Origin of the sequence: Escherichia fergusonii ATCC 35469 (assembly GCF_000026225.1) — a bacterium.
Classification (GTDB): Bacteria; Pseudomonadota; Gammaproteobacteria; order Enterobacterales; family Enterobacteriaceae; genus Escherichia; species Escherichia fergusonii.
In genome coordinates this window covers 371,619-386,031 of sequence record NC_011740.1, presented here as the reverse complement: position 1 = coordinate 386,031, position 14,413 = coordinate 371,619, and the positions used below count along the sequence as shown (strand labels likewise).

Annotated in this window: 12 protein-coding genes; 6 read left to right on the top strand and 6 right to left on the bottom strand. The window is 53.7% G+C overall.

Annotated features, from left to right (window positions below; translation table 11 throughout):
- The first annotated feature begins 158 nt into the window (after positions 1–158).
- Positions 159–398 carry a hypothetical protein gene (locus EFER_RS02030; RefSeq protein ID WP_000201676.1) on the top strand — a complete coding sequence of 80 codons (240 nt, stop codon included), beginning with the start codon at positions 159–161 and terminating at the stop codon, positions 396–398.
- Between the two features lie 38 nt (positions 399–436).
- Here the strand turns inward: EFER_RS02030 and mltB are convergent, their stop codons facing one another.
- Together mltB and EFER_RS24405 are read right to left on the bottom strand one after the other, a co-directional pair.
- On the bottom strand, positions 437–1,522 hold the full coding sequence (mltB, locus tag EFER_RS02025; protein WP_000476809.1) for a lytic murein transglycosylase B: 1,086 nt from the start codon (positions 1,520–1,522) through the stop codon (positions 437–439).
- A 10-nt stretch (positions 1,523–1,532) separates the two neighbouring features.
- A complete protein-coding gene (locus tag EFER_RS24405; protein WP_159424279.1) occupies positions 1,533–1,697 on the bottom strand; it encodes a hypothetical protein in 165 nt (54 codons plus the stop codon).
- Positions 1,698–1,775: 78 nt separating this feature from the next.
- Here EFER_RS24405 and gutQ point away from each other — a divergent pair, with 78 nt between their 5' ends.
- Positions 1,776–2,741 (top strand): arabinose-5-phosphate isomerase GutQ, encoded by a 966-nt coding sequence (gutQ, locus tag EFER_RS02020; protein WP_001287409.1) that lies wholly within the window; start codon positions 1,776–1,778, stop codon positions 2,739–2,741.
- Here gutQ and norR read toward each other — a convergent pair.
- The gene (gene norR / locus EFER_RS02015; protein ID WP_000010716.1) at positions 2,738–4,252 is read right to left on the bottom strand and encodes a nitric oxide reductase transcriptional regulator NorR; all 1,515 of its coding nucleotides are present in this window, start codon (positions 4,250–4,252) and stop codon (positions 2,738–2,740) included. The genes gutQ and norR overlap by 4 nt on opposite strands.
- A gap of 186 nt (positions 4,253–4,438) precedes the next feature.
- On the opposite strand from norR, the gene norV reads away from it, so the two are divergent.
- Together norV and norW are read left to right on the top strand one after the other, a co-directional pair.
- On the top strand, positions 4,439–5,878 hold the full coding sequence (norV, locus tag EFER_RS02010; protein WP_000029615.1) for an anaerobic nitric oxide reductase flavorubredoxin: 1,440 nt from the start codon (positions 4,439–4,441) through the stop codon (positions 5,876–5,878).
- Positions 5,875–7,008 (top strand): NADH:flavorubredoxin reductase NorW, encoded by a 1,134-nt coding sequence (norW, locus tag EFER_RS02005; protein WP_000064762.1) that lies wholly within the window; start codon positions 5,875–5,877, stop codon positions 7,006–7,008. Before norV ends, norW begins: the two co-directional genes overlap by 4 nt.
- A gap of 126 nt (positions 7,009–7,134) precedes the next feature.
- Here norW and hypF read toward each other — a convergent pair whose 3' ends face one another.
- The 3 genes from hypF to ascG all read right to left on the bottom strand — a co-directional run bounded on the left by hypF (position 7,135) and on the right by ascG (position 11,226).
- Positions 7,135–9,387, bottom strand: coding sequence for a carbamoyltransferase HypF (hypF, locus tag EFER_RS02000; RefSeq protein WP_012599896.1), 2,253 nt, complete (start codon positions 9,385–9,387; stop codon positions 7,135–7,137).
- 152 nt (positions 9,388–9,539) lie between these two features.
- Complete coding sequence (gene hydN / locus EFER_RS01995) at positions 9,540–10,067, bottom strand: electron transport protein HydN (RefSeq protein ID WP_001078777.1); 528 nt, start codon at positions 10,065–10,067, stop codon at positions 9,540–9,542.
- Between the two features lie 148 nt (positions 10,068–10,215).
- Positions 10,216–11,226, bottom strand: coding sequence for a DNA-binding transcriptional regulator AscG (gene ascG / locus EFER_RS01990; protein ID WP_048814553.1), 1,011 nt, complete (start codon positions 11,224–11,226; stop codon positions 10,216–10,218).
- 259 nt (positions 11,227–11,485) lie between these two features.
- Here ascG and ascF point away from each other — a divergent pair, with 259 nt between their 5' ends.
- Positions 11,486–12,943: a PTS cellobiose/arbutin/salicin transporter subunit IIBC gene (ascF, locus tag EFER_RS01985; protein WP_001107902.1), complete on the top strand. Its 1,458-nt coding sequence runs from the start codon at positions 11,486–11,488 to the stop codon at positions 12,941–12,943.
- Between the two features lie 8 nt (positions 12,944–12,951).
- Positions 12,952–14,376 carry a 6-phospho-beta-glucosidase AscB gene (gene ascB, locus EFER_RS01980; RefSeq protein WP_000110375.1) on the top strand — a complete coding sequence of 475 codons (1,425 nt, stop codon included), beginning with the start codon at positions 12,952–12,954 and terminating at the stop codon, positions 14,374–14,376.
- The last annotated feature ends 37 nt before the right edge of the window (positions 14,377–14,413 follow it).

Genomic DNA, 14,413 nt, shown 5'->3' with positions numbered 1-14,413 from the left:
ATATGCCGGACAAGATAGCACTTTCCCGCAGAAGATGGGGACGAGCGATTCATTTTACGAGTTGCGTTCCGGAAAAAGACTGTTGCGACCAGTCGGTAAAGAAAAAGCGCTACCATGCCGCGTTCACATTGATATGTATTCACAGGGAGAGAATAGCAATGGCAACAAAGAAAACGGATAACACGCCACAAAACGCGATTAAACAAACCACGCAAATGCGTATTTGGGTCATCATTGGTGGCATCGGCGCACTGGTTTCAGTGATATGTAAAATTTTATCTTCTGGCTACCTTGAACCTTTCGACTTCGGTCAGGCTGCGTTAGGCGTTGTCTGCCTGGGATATGCGATATCGCTGTCGAAAAAAATCAAGCAATTACGTCATTCGAATAAACAGTAAGAAAACAGAGGGAAGTTTAACCTCCCTCTTGCAAAGAGTTACTGAACGCGCGCCAGTGCCACGGCTTGTCCTAACTGCCAGACGGCCATTGCGTAATGGGTGCTGTGATTGTAACGGGTGATAGTGTAGAAGTTCGGCAAACCGTACCAGTACTGATAACCGGTGCCAACATCCAGGCGCAGTAAGCTGGCCTGCTGATGATTGCCCAGCGGCTGTTGTGGCGTTAGTCCAGCTGCGGCAAGTTGTGAAATGCTGTACCTGGTTTTGAAGCCATTTGGCAAGCCTGGCGCCTGACCGTTTGCCATTACCGCAACCTGATCACCTTTCACCCAGCCGTGCGCTTTGAAATAGTTCGCCACACTACCAATGGCATCAACCGGATCCCACAGGTTGATATGCCCGTCACCGCTGAAATCTACCGCGTATTGTTTGTAAGACGACGGCATAAACTGTCCGTAGCCCATCGCCCCGGCAAAGGAACCTTTCAGATTGAGCGGATCGTCCTGCTCATCGCGCGCCATCAGCAGGAAAGTTTCCAGCTCGCCAGAGAAATACTCCGCGCGGCGTGGGTAGTTAAATGACAACGTTGCCAGCGCATCGAGGATACGGGTTTTCCCCATCACGCGCCCCCAACGGGTTTCAACGCCGATAATCCCGACGATAATTTCCGGCGGTACGCCATACACCTGCCACGCGCGATTCAGCGCATCTTCATACTGATTCCAGAAAACCACGCCGTTTTGCACGTTGTCCGGCGTAATAAATTTTTTGCGATAACGCAGCCATGCGCCGTTCGGACCTGATGGCGGCTTCACCGATGTGGTTGGTGCCTGGTTATCCATCAGCCGCAATACCGAATCCAGACGTTTCGCCTGGGAGAGAATTTCCTGCAACTGCTGACGATTGAAACCGTGTTTGTTCACCATTTTGTCGATGAACTGCTGGGCATTCGGGTTATTGGCGAAGTCGCCGCCCATCTGCATAACGTTGTGCTGTGGCTCCAGCAAGAAGCCACCAGAAGGCGTTCCGGTAGTCGTTTGAGTCTCGGTTGGCTTAGGCTTGCTGCTACAGGCGGCAAGTAATACAAAAATGGGAAGTAGTGCTACATAACGACGCTTGAACATGTGACATCCATTAAACAGATTCAGCCTGGGTGAAGTATGGTAAAGCATCCCCTGCCGCACAAGGAAGCGGTTGTCTGTTTTCAGTGCTCTGTTTCTCTCCAGTATCTTCTTTCAGTTCATATTTTTTCTTAAAGAATGTTGTAACTAAATTCACATCAGTTGTTTCACCAGCCATGGCATTGGATAATGAGCGTTCAATCTGGCTACCAATCCCTGGCTGGAATAAATAAATGGACCTTAACCGGAGAGAGCAATGAGTGAAGCACTACTGAACGCGGGACGTCAGACGTTAATGCTGGAGTTGCAGGAAGCAAGCCGTTTACCAGAACGTCTGGGCGATGATTTTGTTCGCGCCGCCAATATCATCCTGCACTGCGAAGGCAAAGTGGTGGTTTCGGGAATTGGCAAATCGGGCCACATTGGTAAGAAAATCGCCGCAACGCTTGCCAGTACCGGCACGCCTGCTTTTTTTGTCCATCCGGCAGAAGCACTGCACGGCGATCTGGGGATGATTGAAAGCCGCGATGTGATGCTGTTTATCTCTTACTCCGGTGGCGCAAAGGAACTGGATCTGATTATTCCGCGTCTGGAAGACAAATCTATCGCGCTGCTGGCGATGACCGGTAAACTGACATCACCGCTGGGCCTGGCGGCGAAAGCGGTGCTGGATATCTCTGTAGAACGCGAAGCCTGCCCGATGCATCTTGCGCCGACCTCCAGCACCGTCAATACCCTGATGATGGGCGACGCGCTGGCGATGGCGGTCATGCAGGCGCGCGGATTTAATGAAGAAGATTTTGCCCGCTCCCACCCAGCTGGGGCACTGGGCGCTCGCTTGCTGAACAAAGTGCATCATCTGATGCGCCGTGATGACGCAATCCCGCAGGTGGCGTTAACCGCCAGCGTGATGGATGCGATGCTGGAACTCAGTCGCACCGGTCTGGGACTGGTAGCCGTGTGCGACGATCAACGACTGGTGAAAGGCGTCTTTACCGACGGGGATTTACGTCGCTGGCTGGTTGGCGGCGGTGCACTCACCACGCCAGTTAATGAAGCGATGACGGCAGGCGGCACGACGTTGCTATCGCAAAGTCGCGCCATCGACGCCAAAGAGATCCTGATGAAACGCAAAATCACCGCCGCACCGGTGGTAGATGAAAACGGCAAACTCGTCGGCGCGATTAACCTGCAGGATTTCTATCAGGCCGGGATTATTTAATCCTTCAGCCCCAGACGTTTCGCCAACCGATGCAAGTTGGCGACGTCGGTTTCCAGCATCCGTGCGCTGGCAGCCCAGTTGTGATGATTTTGTGCCAGTGCCTGGCGAATGGTTTTACGCTGGAACTCTTCTGTCGCTTCACGCAGGTTTTGCTTAACGATAGGCACCGCCGCCGCTTCTGGCGGCGGCAACGTCACCTCAGGAAAAGCAAAATGTTGCGCTTCAAGAATCACTTCATCGCCGCTGCGAGTGGCTCTCGACAGTACTACCGCCCGATGAATAGCATGTTCCAGTTCGCGCACGTTTCCCGGAAAACTATAGTGTTGCAATAAATTCCGCGCCCCGGCACTTAATACCACGCGGGAGAGCCCCAGCCGCAAACGACACTGCTCACAGAAATACCCCGCCAGAAGAATGACGTCATCACCCCGCTCACGCAGCGGCGGCACCAAAAGCGGAAACACACTCAGGCGATGAAACAAGTCGGCACGAAATCGCCCTGCCAGCACCTCTTCGCGCAAGTCGCGGTTAGTCGCCGCCAGCACGCGCACATCGACCCGCAAACTGCGGTCATCGCCAACACGCTGAATATCGCCATACTGCAACACGCGCAGCAGCTTGGCCTGCAATGTCAACGACAACTCGCCGATCTCATCCAGAAACAGCGTGCCGTTATCCGCCATTTCAAACTTCCCACTGCGGTTACTGATAGCGCCAGTAAACGCCCCTTTCACGTGCCCGAACAACTCACTTTCCGCCACACTTTCCGGCAGTGCGGCACAGTTGAGATAGACTAACGGATTCACCGCCCGTGGCGAGGCTTCATGAATCGCTTTCGCCACCAGCTCCTTACCCGTTCCCGTCTCACCACTGATTAGGACGTTGAGATCGGACGCCGCCACAATCTCAATCTCTTTTTTCAATTGCGTCATGCCTGGCGACAGGCCGATCATCTGCGTCTCTTTCAGCGCTTCAAACGGCGCGGCATCGCCCGGCAGCATATTCTGACTTTCCAGTTGTTCAATCAGCAACGCATTGCTTAACGCTCCCGCCGCCAGCGCGGCAATCAGCCGTAACTCTTCGTCGCTGAAAACATCGAACTGATCGGGCTGCATCCCGTCGAGTGTCAATGCACCGATCAGGTTTTGTCCGGCAAATAACGGCAGACCAACGCAGGCGTGAACCTTCAGACTCTCCTGCCCGGGAATCAAACCGTCATAGGGATCGGGCAATTCGCTGTCTGCGGGAAAACGCACCACGTCCCCGGCGCGGGCTATCGCTTCCAGCCGCGGATGCCCTTCCAGGGCAAAGCGTCTACCGAGTACATCCTTCGCCAGTCCGTCGATGGCAAGCGGAATAAACTGCCGCGAGTCGTAACGTAGCAACGCAGACGCATCGCACTCCAGCACCTGACGCAACGTGGTGATCAGGCGCTGAAAACGATCCTGATGACCAATCCCACGCTGCAATTCGATGGCGATATTCGCCAGCACATCAACGGAAAAACTCATCTTTGCCTCGCTGTCAATTTGACTATAGATATTGTCATATCGACCATTTTATTGATAGTCATTTTGACTGCTCACTAATGAGCATAATTTTATTTATATAGTAAAAACAATCAGATAAAAAACTGGCACGCAATCTGCAATTAGCAAGACATCTTTTTAGAACACGCTGAATAAATTGAGGTTGCTATGTCTATTGTGGTGAAAAATAACATTCATTGGGTTGGTCAACGTGACTGGGAAGTGCGTGATTTTCACGGCACAGAATATAAAACGCTGCGCGGCAGCAGCTACAACAGCTACCTCATTCGCGAAGAAAAAAACGTGCTGATCGACACCGTCGACCATAAATTCAGCCGCGAATTTGTGCAGAACCTGCGTAATGAAATCGATCTGGCGGATATCGATTACATCGTGATTAACCATGCTGAAGAGGACCACGCCGGGGCGCTGACCGAACTGATGGCGCAAATTCCCGATACGCCGATCTATTGTACTGCCAACGCTATCGACTCAATAAATGGTCATCACCATCATCCAGAGTGGAATTTCAACGTGGTGAAAACCGGCGACACGCTGGATATCGGCAACGGCAAACAACTCATTTTTGTCGAAACGCCAATGCTGCACTGGCCGGACAGCATGATGACTTACCTGACGGGCGACGCGGTGCTGTTCAGTAACGATGCTTTCGGTCAGCACTACTGCGACGAGCATCTGTTCAACGATGAAGTGGATCAGACGGAGCTTTTCGAGCAGTGCCAGCGTTACTACGCCAATATCCTGACGCCGTTCAGCCGCCTGGTAACGCCGAAAATTACCGAGATCCTGGGCTTTAACTTGCCAGTCGATATGATAGCGACCTCTCACGGCGTGGTATGGCGCGATAACCCGACGCAAATTGTCGAGCTGTACCTGAAATGGGCGGCGGATTATCAGGAAGACAGAATCACCATTTTCTACGACACCATGTCGAATAACACCCGCATGATGGCTGATGCTATCGCCCAGGGGATTGCGGAAACCGACCCACGCGTGGCGGTGAAAATTTTCAACGTTGCCCGAAGCGATAAAAACGAAATCCTGACCAATGTCTTCCGCTCAAAAGGCGTGCTGGTCGGCACTTCTACGATGAATAACGTGATGATGCCGAAAATCGCCGGGCTGGTGGAGGAGATGACCGGATTACGCTTCCGTAACAAACGCGCCAGTGCTTTCGGCTCTCACGGCTGGAGCGGCGGTGCCGTGGATCGTCTTTCCACGCGCCTGCAAGATGCGGGTTTCGAAATGTCACTTAGCCTGAAAGCCAAATGGCGACCGGACCAGGATGCACTGGAATTATGCCGTGAACATGGTCGTGAAATCGCCCGTCAGTGGGCGCTCGCACCGCTGCCGCAAAGCACGGTGAATACAGTGGTTAAAGAAGAAACCTGTGCCACCACGACGGCTGATCTCGGTCCGCGGATGCAGTGCAGTGTCTGCCAGTGGATTTACGATCCGGCAAAAGGCGAGCCAATGCAGGACGTTGCGCCAGGAACGCCGTGGAGTGAAGTCCCGGATAACTTCCTGTGCCCGGAATGCTCCCTCGGCAAAGACGTCTTTGACGAACTGGCATCGGAGGCAAAATGAGCAACGGCATTGTGATCATTGGTTCAGGCTTCGCCGCCCGCCAACTGGTGAAAAATATTCGTAAACAGGATACCGGTATTCCATTGACCCTGATTGCCGCCGACAGCATGGATGAGTACAACAAACCTGATCTTAGCCATGTGATCAGTCAGGGGCAACGTGCCGACGACCTTACCCGCCAGACGGCGGGTGAATTTGCCGAGCAGTTTAATCTGCGCCTGTTTCCGCACACCTGGGTGACGGATATCGATGCCGAAGCCCATGTGGTGAAAAGCCAGAATAATCAGTGGCAATACGACAAGCTAGTGCTGGCAACCGGTGCCAACGCCTTTGTCCCGCCGGTGCCTGGGCGTGAGTTAATGCTGACGTTAAATAGTCAGCAAGAGTATCGCGCCTGTGAAACACAGCTGCGGGATGCCCGACGGGTGTTGATTGTAGGCGGTGGTTTGATTGGTAGCGAACTGGCGATGGATTTTTGTCGGGCAGGCAAAGCGGTCACGCTAATCGACAACGCTGCCAGTATTCTGGCGTCGTTAATGCCACCGGAAGTAAGCAGTCGCTTACAGCATCGGTTGACGGAGATGGGCGTTCATCTGCTGTTGAAATCTCAGTTGCAGGGGCTGGAAAAAACGAATTCTGGCATTCTGGCAACGCTGGACCGCCAGCGCAGCACCGAAGTGGATGCGGTAATTGCCGCCACCGGACTGCGCCCGGAAACCGCCCTGGCACGACGCGCCGGGCTGACGATTAATCGCGGCGTTTGCGTCGATAGCTATCTGCAAACCAGTAATGCCGATATTTACGCGCTGGGCGATTGCGCGGAAATTAACGGTCAGGTATTGCCGTTCCTCCAGCCGATTCAACTTAGCGCGATGGTGCTGGCAAAAAATCTTCTCGGCAATAACACGCCGCTGAAACTCCCGGCGATGCTGGTGAAAATCAAAACGCCGGAATTACCGCTGCATCTGGCAGGGGAAACCCAGCGTCGGGATTTGCGCTGGCAGATTTGTACCGAAAGCCAGGGAATGGTGGCGCGCGGCGTTGACGATGCCGACCAGCTTCGCGCCTTTGTAGTCAGTGAGGATCGGATGAAAGAGGCGTTTGGATTGTTGAAAACCTTGCCGATGTAGGCAGGCTAGTGTGCCCAAAATGTCGGATGCGACGCTGGCGCGTCTTATCCGACCTACGGGGAGCGAATGTGTAGGCCGGATAAGGCGTTCACGCCGCATCCGGCACTGCGCCCAAATGCAACACGTTTATCCATTCTGGACTTCACCCGCCACCCAACGGGCCGCAACAATAACCCCCTGCCCCAGAGACAACCCGCCATCCCCCGCCGGTAAACTCTGCGGGAAGAGCAACGTAAAATCAGCAAGATAATGCGCTAGGCGTGCACGCAGCAAACGGTTATGAATAACCCCGCCGCTAAATACCAACGTAGTGATACCACGCATCGTGGCCTGCTCACGCATCAACGCGGCAAAACCCTGCGCCAGCGCATCATGAAATGCCCACGCGCGTTGATTAACCGGTGCCTGCCAGTTCAGCCACTGCTGCCAGAAAGTGGCGAGATCCAGTTGATTGTCCACCAGCGGCATCGTCACCGGATGCGTCACTCCCTGGCACGAAGCTGCGAGCGCCTCCAGAGCACAAGCCGCTTCACCTTCATAACTTAACGTAGCTGGCGCACAGCCCAGTGCCGCCGCCACAGCATCGAACAAACGCCCACACGATGATGCCAGCGGCGCATTGATTCCACGCTCAATGGCCCGCGCCAGCACGCTCCAGTTTTGCTGTTGCACACTTACCGTTTCAGGGTAATTCTGCCACTCCGGCACAAAGCGCAGGCACTGCGCCAGCAGGTTACGCCACGGCTGCTTTGCCGCAAGATCGCCCCCCGGAAGCGCCACCGCAGGCAAGCCGCCCAGGTGCTGGCATTCGCGATAGTTCACCCTCAAGCACTCGCCGCCCCACAAAGCGCCGTTCTCACCCATACCAATACCGTCGAGCGTCAACGCAATGACATCACTGCCATCCAGCGGCCAGTGATGTTCTGCCAGACACGCCGCCGCGTGGGCATGGTGATGCAGCACCGTTTGCGTCGGCAGATTCATCTCACGCGCCCACTGGCTGGAGACATAGCCCGGATGCGCATCATGCACCACAAACTGTGGAGTAAAATCGTAGATGTTTTGCATCAGGCGCAACGCTTCGCGCCACTGCATCTGAATGCCATCGTCACTTAAATCGCCCAAATGTTGACTCAACACCGCCTGTTCACCACGCACCAGACAGAAGGTATTTTTCAGATCCGCACCGAGACACAGCACAGGAGGAATATTTTTAAAGCCCGGAGGCAAAGCCAGCGCATCCGGTACATACCCCCGCGAGCGGCGCAACATTTCGCCACTTTCGCGCACCACTGAATCATCCATCCGCTGCACGATGTCGCGGTTATGAATCAAGAATCCGTCGGCAATGTCCTGCAAGTCCTCCAGCGCCTGTTCGTTGCTGATAGCCGGTGGTTTACCGCTCAGGTTGCCGGAGGTCATCACCAGCGGGCATTGCAGTTCCTGTAACAGCAAATGCTGGAGCGGATTCGCAGGCAACATCACCCCGACTTCGTTAAGGCCAGGGGCGATATCGTCACAAAGTTCCGGAACATATATTTTATCCACCAGTACAATCGGCGCGGCGGGCGTGGTGAGCAACTGACGGGCAGCGTCGGGCAAACCTTCTGCCGTTGGCAACATAACCGCCAGCGGTTTCGCCGGGCGATGTTTGCGCGCCCGTAGTGTCGCCACCGCGCTACTGTTACGCGCATCGCAGGCGAGATGAAATCCGCCAATCCCTTTGATAGCGACAATGTTGCCCATTTTTAACTGAGCGATAGCCGCCTGTAATGCCGCCTCTTGTTTCGCATGTTCACCATGACTTAGCCATTCAAGATGTGGGCCACACTCCGGGCAGGCCACCGGCTGGGCGTGGAAGCGACGATCGAGCGGGTCGCGATATTCTTTATCGCAGGCCGGACAAAGCGGAAACGCCGCCATCACGGTAAATGGACGGTCGTAAGGCATCGCGCGAATAATGGTGAAACGCGGGCCGCAGTGGGTACAGTTGATAAACGGATAACGATAACGCCGTTCGCCTGGGGTATTCATTTCGGCAAGACAGGCAGGGCAAGTAGCGGCATCGGGAACAATTTGCGTATTCATGACGCCGCCCGCGCTCTGGCGGATGGTGAACTCAGTGGGCGGCTGCATCCAGATAAACGGCTCACATTCGACGCTATCAATACGCGCCAGCGGCGGGCAGTGCTGATGCAATTGAACAAGAAACGTTTCCGGGTCTTCCAGCAGCCGGACTTCTACGCCATCGCCGTCATTACAGACATCGCCGTGAAGATTTAATTGCTGTGCCAGTTGCCAGACAAAGGGACGAAAACCGACGCCCTGCACTTTGCCACGAATACGCAGTTGGACACCGCAAGATGTGTTTTTTGCCATTAAGTTATTCCCGCCATCATGAATTGCGTAACCCGCCCAGCCGGACACGACCGCGTCGCATCCGGTAGTCACAGGTTGGCGATACCGCCCGCTCCGTATTCTACGAATATTTCCGGGAATTCCTTTGATGCCAGAACAGTTCTGTAAGATTTTTAGAACATCAGCGCCGTGCGGCGGCGTTTTTCTGCGCTCAGTTGTTCAAGTTTATTACGATCGACACAAATCAGCGCATGGGTCGGGCAAGCAGCCATACAGGCCGGGCCGTCTTCACGATGGTTACAGAGGTCGCATTTATTAGCTTCGGCTTTGTCAGCGCGTACGTTAAGCCCTGCGCCGCTGTTGCGAATCACCGGACGCACTACCACTTCCATCGCACCATACGGGCAAGCCACAACGCAGGTTTTGCAACCAATGCAACGTTCCTGCATGACATGAACAAACCCTTTATCACGGCTGATAGCACCATTCGGGCAGACGTTAGCGCACGGTGCATCTTCACACTGACGGCAGACTGTCGCCGTGGAAATGTTCACACCTTTAATGACATGGATTCGCGGTAAAAAAGTTTCCGGGGTCAGCGATGCACAGTCCTGATTCTCCTGATGAGAAACCACGCACGCCACTTCACAGGTACGACAACCAATACATTTACTTGCGTCAGCAATGATGAAACGGTTCATCAAATTCTCCAGCAATGACAGTTAATGCGCCGATACATTCACAAATCATGCCAACTTTTAATTGATTGTTATTTAAAGAAATTAAATTCTGCAATGCAGAAAAAACGATGTCATCGACACTAGTGACGATGACATGTGATGACAATGCTTATCGCGAAAGATCAATGAGGGAGTCGCGGCGGATCAGTTTTCCGCTGAAGGTTTTCGGCGGTGTGTAAGCACCACCATCGAGCATAAATATCAGCCGCCCAATTATTTCCTGAATCATCTCAGTCACCGGAATTTTTACGCTGGAGAGCGCCGGAACGGTGTAGGGGGCAATTGCGATATCATCAAATCCAATAACCGACACTTGCCCCGGCACCGCTACACCACGGTCATGCAACGCTTTCATCGCACCTATCGCCATATCGTCGTTACTGGCAACTAACGCGCTAAATTTAGCCCCACGTTCGAGCAACGTTTCTACCCCTTCGGCCCCGCTGGCAGGCGTCCATTTACCGTTAGCGATAAGTTTTTCATTGAGTGCAATACCATGCTGCGCCAGCGCGTCTTTATATCCGGCAAGGCGTTCAATGCTGGTGGGGGAATCCATCGAACCGGTAAGGAAAGCAATCTCCTGATGTCCGGCGTTTATCAACTCTGCCACGGCGTTAAAGCTGGTCTGTTTATGATCGCACCAGACGCTATGGCTGCTGTTTTTGCGCAGGCGGCGATTGAGCACCATTATCGGCTGACTTTGTGCGTCAATGATGTCATCAATCTCATCCACGTTTAAAAAGCGCGGGTAAATCATAATGGCGTCGCAGCGCAGATCCAGCAGATACTGAATCGCCTGGCGCTCTTCTTCGGCGCTATGTTTGCCATCTGCCAATAGCAGCTGACGCCCTTTCTCTTCCGCCATTCTCGCGGTATGAAACAGTAATTCACTAAAATAAATGCCGTGGTAAAGCGTGTTGGTCACTACCAGCCCCAGCGTCTGGGTACTCTTCGCTGACAGATTGCGCGCCAGCAAATTTGGGCGGTAGCCGCTCTCTTCCACCGCCTGAAACACGCGATCTTTAGTTTCCTGGCTGACGTAGCCATTACCTGAAAGCACGCGGGAAACGGTCGCTTTTGAAACCCCGGCGCGCTTCGCCACTTCCAGCATCGTCGTCATCATTTTCATCCCTTTACACGCAATCAACGCAGTGTACTGCACCGTTGGCTGATTGTCCTTGCGCAAGCAGCGGGAAAAATATTCAGGTGACCGGTTTCACAAATATAAAAAATGAGCAATTAACTCTCTTGCTTAATCAGTATCAACTATTCATGATTTTGTGAAACCGGTTTCTTAATTCCGTTTCAGCATCGGCAATTTCCCGTCACGTCGACTGATAACAACTACCTCTACCCTACTGATAACAGGATAAAATCCGATGGCCAAAAATTATGCGACGCTGGCACGCTCGGTGATAGCGGCACTGGGCGGCGTTGATAACATCTCGGCAGTCACGCACTGTATGACGCGTTTACGCTTTGTTATCAAAGATGATGCACTGATCGACAGCCCAACGTTAAAAACTATTTCCGGCGTGCTCGGTGTGGTACGTAGTGACAACCAGTGTCAGGTGATTATCGGTAATACGGTTTCGCAGGCCTTTCAGGAAGTCGTCAGCCTGCTGCCGGGAGATATGCAGCCCACGCAGCCCGTGGGGAAACCCAAACTCACGCTACGTCGCATTGGTGCGGGGATCCTGGATGCGCTGATCGGCACCATGTCACCGCTGATCCCGGCGATCATCGGCGGATCGATGGTCAAACTGCTGGCGATGATCCTCGAGATGAGCGGCGTGCTGACAAAAGGATCGCCGACCTTAACCATTCTCAATGTGATTGGTGATGGTGCTTTCTTCTTCCTGCCGCTGATGGTCGCTGCTTCTGCCGCCATCAAATTTAAAACCAATATGTCGCTGGCGATTGCCATTGCGGGTGTGCTGGTACATCCGAGTTTTATTGAGCTGATGGCGAAAGCGGCCCAGGGTGAACATGTTGAATTTGCCCTGATTCCGGTCACCGCGGTGAAATACACCTACACAGTGATCCCGGCGCTGGTGATGACCTGGTGCCTGTCATCTATCGAACGCTGGGTGGACAGCATTACGCCAGCGGTGACGAAAAACTTCCTCAAGCCGATGCTGATTGTGTTGATTGCCGCACCGCTGGCAATCCTGCTGATTGGCCCGATTGGTATCTGGATCGGTAGCGCCATTTCGGCGCTGGTTTACACCATTCATGGTTATCTGGGCTGGCTTTCAGTCGCCATTATGGGCGCACTGTGGCCTCTGCTGGTAATGACCGGGATGCACCGCGTCTTTACGCCAACCATCATTCAAACTATTGCCGAAACCGGCAAAGAAGGGATGGTCATGCCGTCAGAAATCGGCGCTAACCTGTCGCTGGGCGGTTCATCGCTGGCGGTGGCGTGGAAAACGAAAAACCCGGAACTGCGCCAGACGGCGCTGGCGGCGGCGGCATCGGCCATTATGGCGGGGATTTCCGAACCGGCATTATACGGCGTGGCGATCCGCCTGAAACGTCCGCTTATCGCCAGTCTTATCAGCGGTTTTATTTGCGGCGCGGTTGCCGGTATGGCGGGGCTTGCCAGCCACTCAATGGCAGCGCCGGGATTATTTACCAGCGTGCAGTTCTTCGATCCGGCGAATCCAATGAGCATCGTCTGGGTGTTCGCCGTAATGGCGCTGGCGGTCGTGCTGTCATTTATCCTCACACTGTTGCTCGGCTTTGAGGATATTCCTGTTGAGGAAGCGGCTGCCCAGGCGCGAAAGCATCAGAGCGTACAACCGACCGTCGCCAAAGAAGTAAGTCTTAATTGAGGATGAAAATGTCAGTATTTCCGCAAGGTTTTTTATGGGGCGGCGCGCTTGCCGCCAACCAATCTGAAGGCGCGTACCGTGAAGGCGGCAAAGGGCTGACCACGGTCGATATGATCCCGCACGGCGAACATCGAATGGCGGTGAAACTGGGGCTGGAAAAACGTTTTCAGTTGCGCGATGACGAGTTTTATCCCAGCCATGAGGCGACGGATTTTTATCATCGTTATAAAGAAGATATCGCCCTGATGGCAGAGATGGGATTCAAGGTTTTTCGCACCTCGATTGCCTGGAGCCGCCTCTTTCCGCAGGGCGATGAACTGACGCCCAATCAGCAGGGCATTGCTTTTTACCGCGCGGTATTTGAAGAGTGTAAAAAGTACGGTATCGAACCGCTGGTCACGTTGTGTCACTTCGACGTGCCGATGCATCTGGTCACTGAATATGGCTCCTGGCGTAACCGAAAGCTGGTGGAGTTTTTCAGCCGCTACGCCCGGACCTGCTTTGAAGCATTTGATGGCCTGGTGAAATACTGGCTCACCTTCAATGAAATCAACATTATGTTGCATAGCCCGTTCTCCGGCGCAGGTCTGGTTTTTGAAGAAGGGGAAAATCAGGAGCAGGTGAAATATCAGGCTGCGCACCACCAGCTGGTTGCCAGTGCGTTAGCTACCAAAATCGCCCATGAGGTTAACCCGCAAAATCAGGTGGGCTGTATGCTGGCGGGCGGCAACTTCTACCCTTACAGCTGCAAGCCGGAAGATGTCTGGGCGGCGCTGGAGAAAGACCGGGAAAACCTGTTTTTTATCGATGTGCAGGCGCGGGGCACGTATCCGGCTTACTCTGCCCGCGTATTCCGCGAAAAAGGGGTAACCATCGACAAAGCACCGGGCGATGATGAAATCCTGAAAAATACCGTCGATTTTGTCTCTTTCAGCTATTACGCCTCGCGCTGCGCCTCGGCGGAGATGAATGCCAACAACAGCAGTGCGGCGAACGTGGTGAAATCGCTGCGTAACCCCTATCTGCAGGTTAGCGACTGGGGCTGGGGGATTGATCCACTCGGTCTGCGTATCACCATGAACATGATGTATGACCGTTATCAGAAGCCGCTGTTTCTGGTGGAAAACGGCCTGGGCGCAAAAGATGAATTTGCTGCCAATGGCGAAATTAACGACGACTATCGCATCAGCTATTTACGCGAACATATCCGCGCAATGGGCGAAGCGATTGCAGACGGTATTCCGCTGATGGGCTACACCACATGGGGCTGTATTGATTTAGTTTCCGCCTCTACGGGTGAAATGAGCAAACGCTACGGTTTTGTCTACGTAGACCGTGACGACGCAGGCAACGGCACGCTGGCGCGCACGCGTAAGAAATCGTTCTGGTGGTATAAAAAAGTAATTGCCAGTAATGGGGAAGATTTAGAGTAAGTAACCGTGCCGGATGCGGCGTGAACGCCTTATCCGG

Excerpts from the sequence above, each read along its gene's own strand:
- norV (WP_000029615.1), top strand. The coding sequence starts at position 4,439 with ATGTCTATTGTGGTGAAAAATAACATTCATTGGGTTGGTCAACGTGAC.
- hydN (WP_001078777.1), bottom strand. The coding sequence starts at position 10,067 with ATGAACCGTTTCATCATTGCTGACGCAAGTAAATGTATTGGTTGTCGT.
- norR (WP_000010716.1), bottom strand. The coding sequence starts at position 4,252 with ATGAGTTTTTCCGTTGATGTGCTGGCGAATATCGCCATCGAATTGCAG.
- ascF (WP_001107902.1), top strand. The coding sequence starts at position 11,486 with ATGGCCAAAAATTATGCGACGCTGGCACGCTCGGTGATAGCGGCACTG.
- hypF (WP_012599896.1), bottom strand. The coding sequence starts at position 9,387 with ATGGCAAAAAACACATCTTGCGGTGTCCAACTGCGTATTCGTGGCAAA.
- ascG (WP_048814553.1), bottom strand. The coding sequence starts at position 11,226 with ATGACGACGATGCTGGAAGTGGCGAAGCGCGCCGGGGTTTCAAAAGCG.
- EFER_RS02030 (WP_000201676.1), top strand. The coding sequence starts at position 159 with ATGGCAACAAAGAAAACGGATAACACGCCACAAAACGCGATTAAACAA.
- gutQ (WP_001287409.1), top strand. The coding sequence starts at position 1,776 with ATGAGTGAAGCACTACTGAACGCGGGACGTCAGACGTTAATGCTGGAG.
- ascB (WP_000110375.1), top strand. The coding sequence starts at position 12,952 with ATGTCAGTATTTCCGCAAGGTTTTTTATGGGGCGGCGCGCTTGCCGCC.
- mltB (WP_000476809.1), bottom strand. The coding sequence starts at position 1,522 with ATGTTCAAGCGTCGTTATGTAGCACTACTTCCCATTTTTGTATTACTT.
- norW (WP_000064762.1), top strand. The coding sequence starts at position 5,875 with ATGAGCAACGGCATTGTGATCATTGGTTCAGGCTTCGCCGCCCGCCAA.
- EFER_RS24405 (WP_159424279.1), bottom strand. The coding sequence starts at position 1,697 with ATGGCTGGTGAAACAACTGATGTGAATTTAGTTACAACATTCTTTAAG.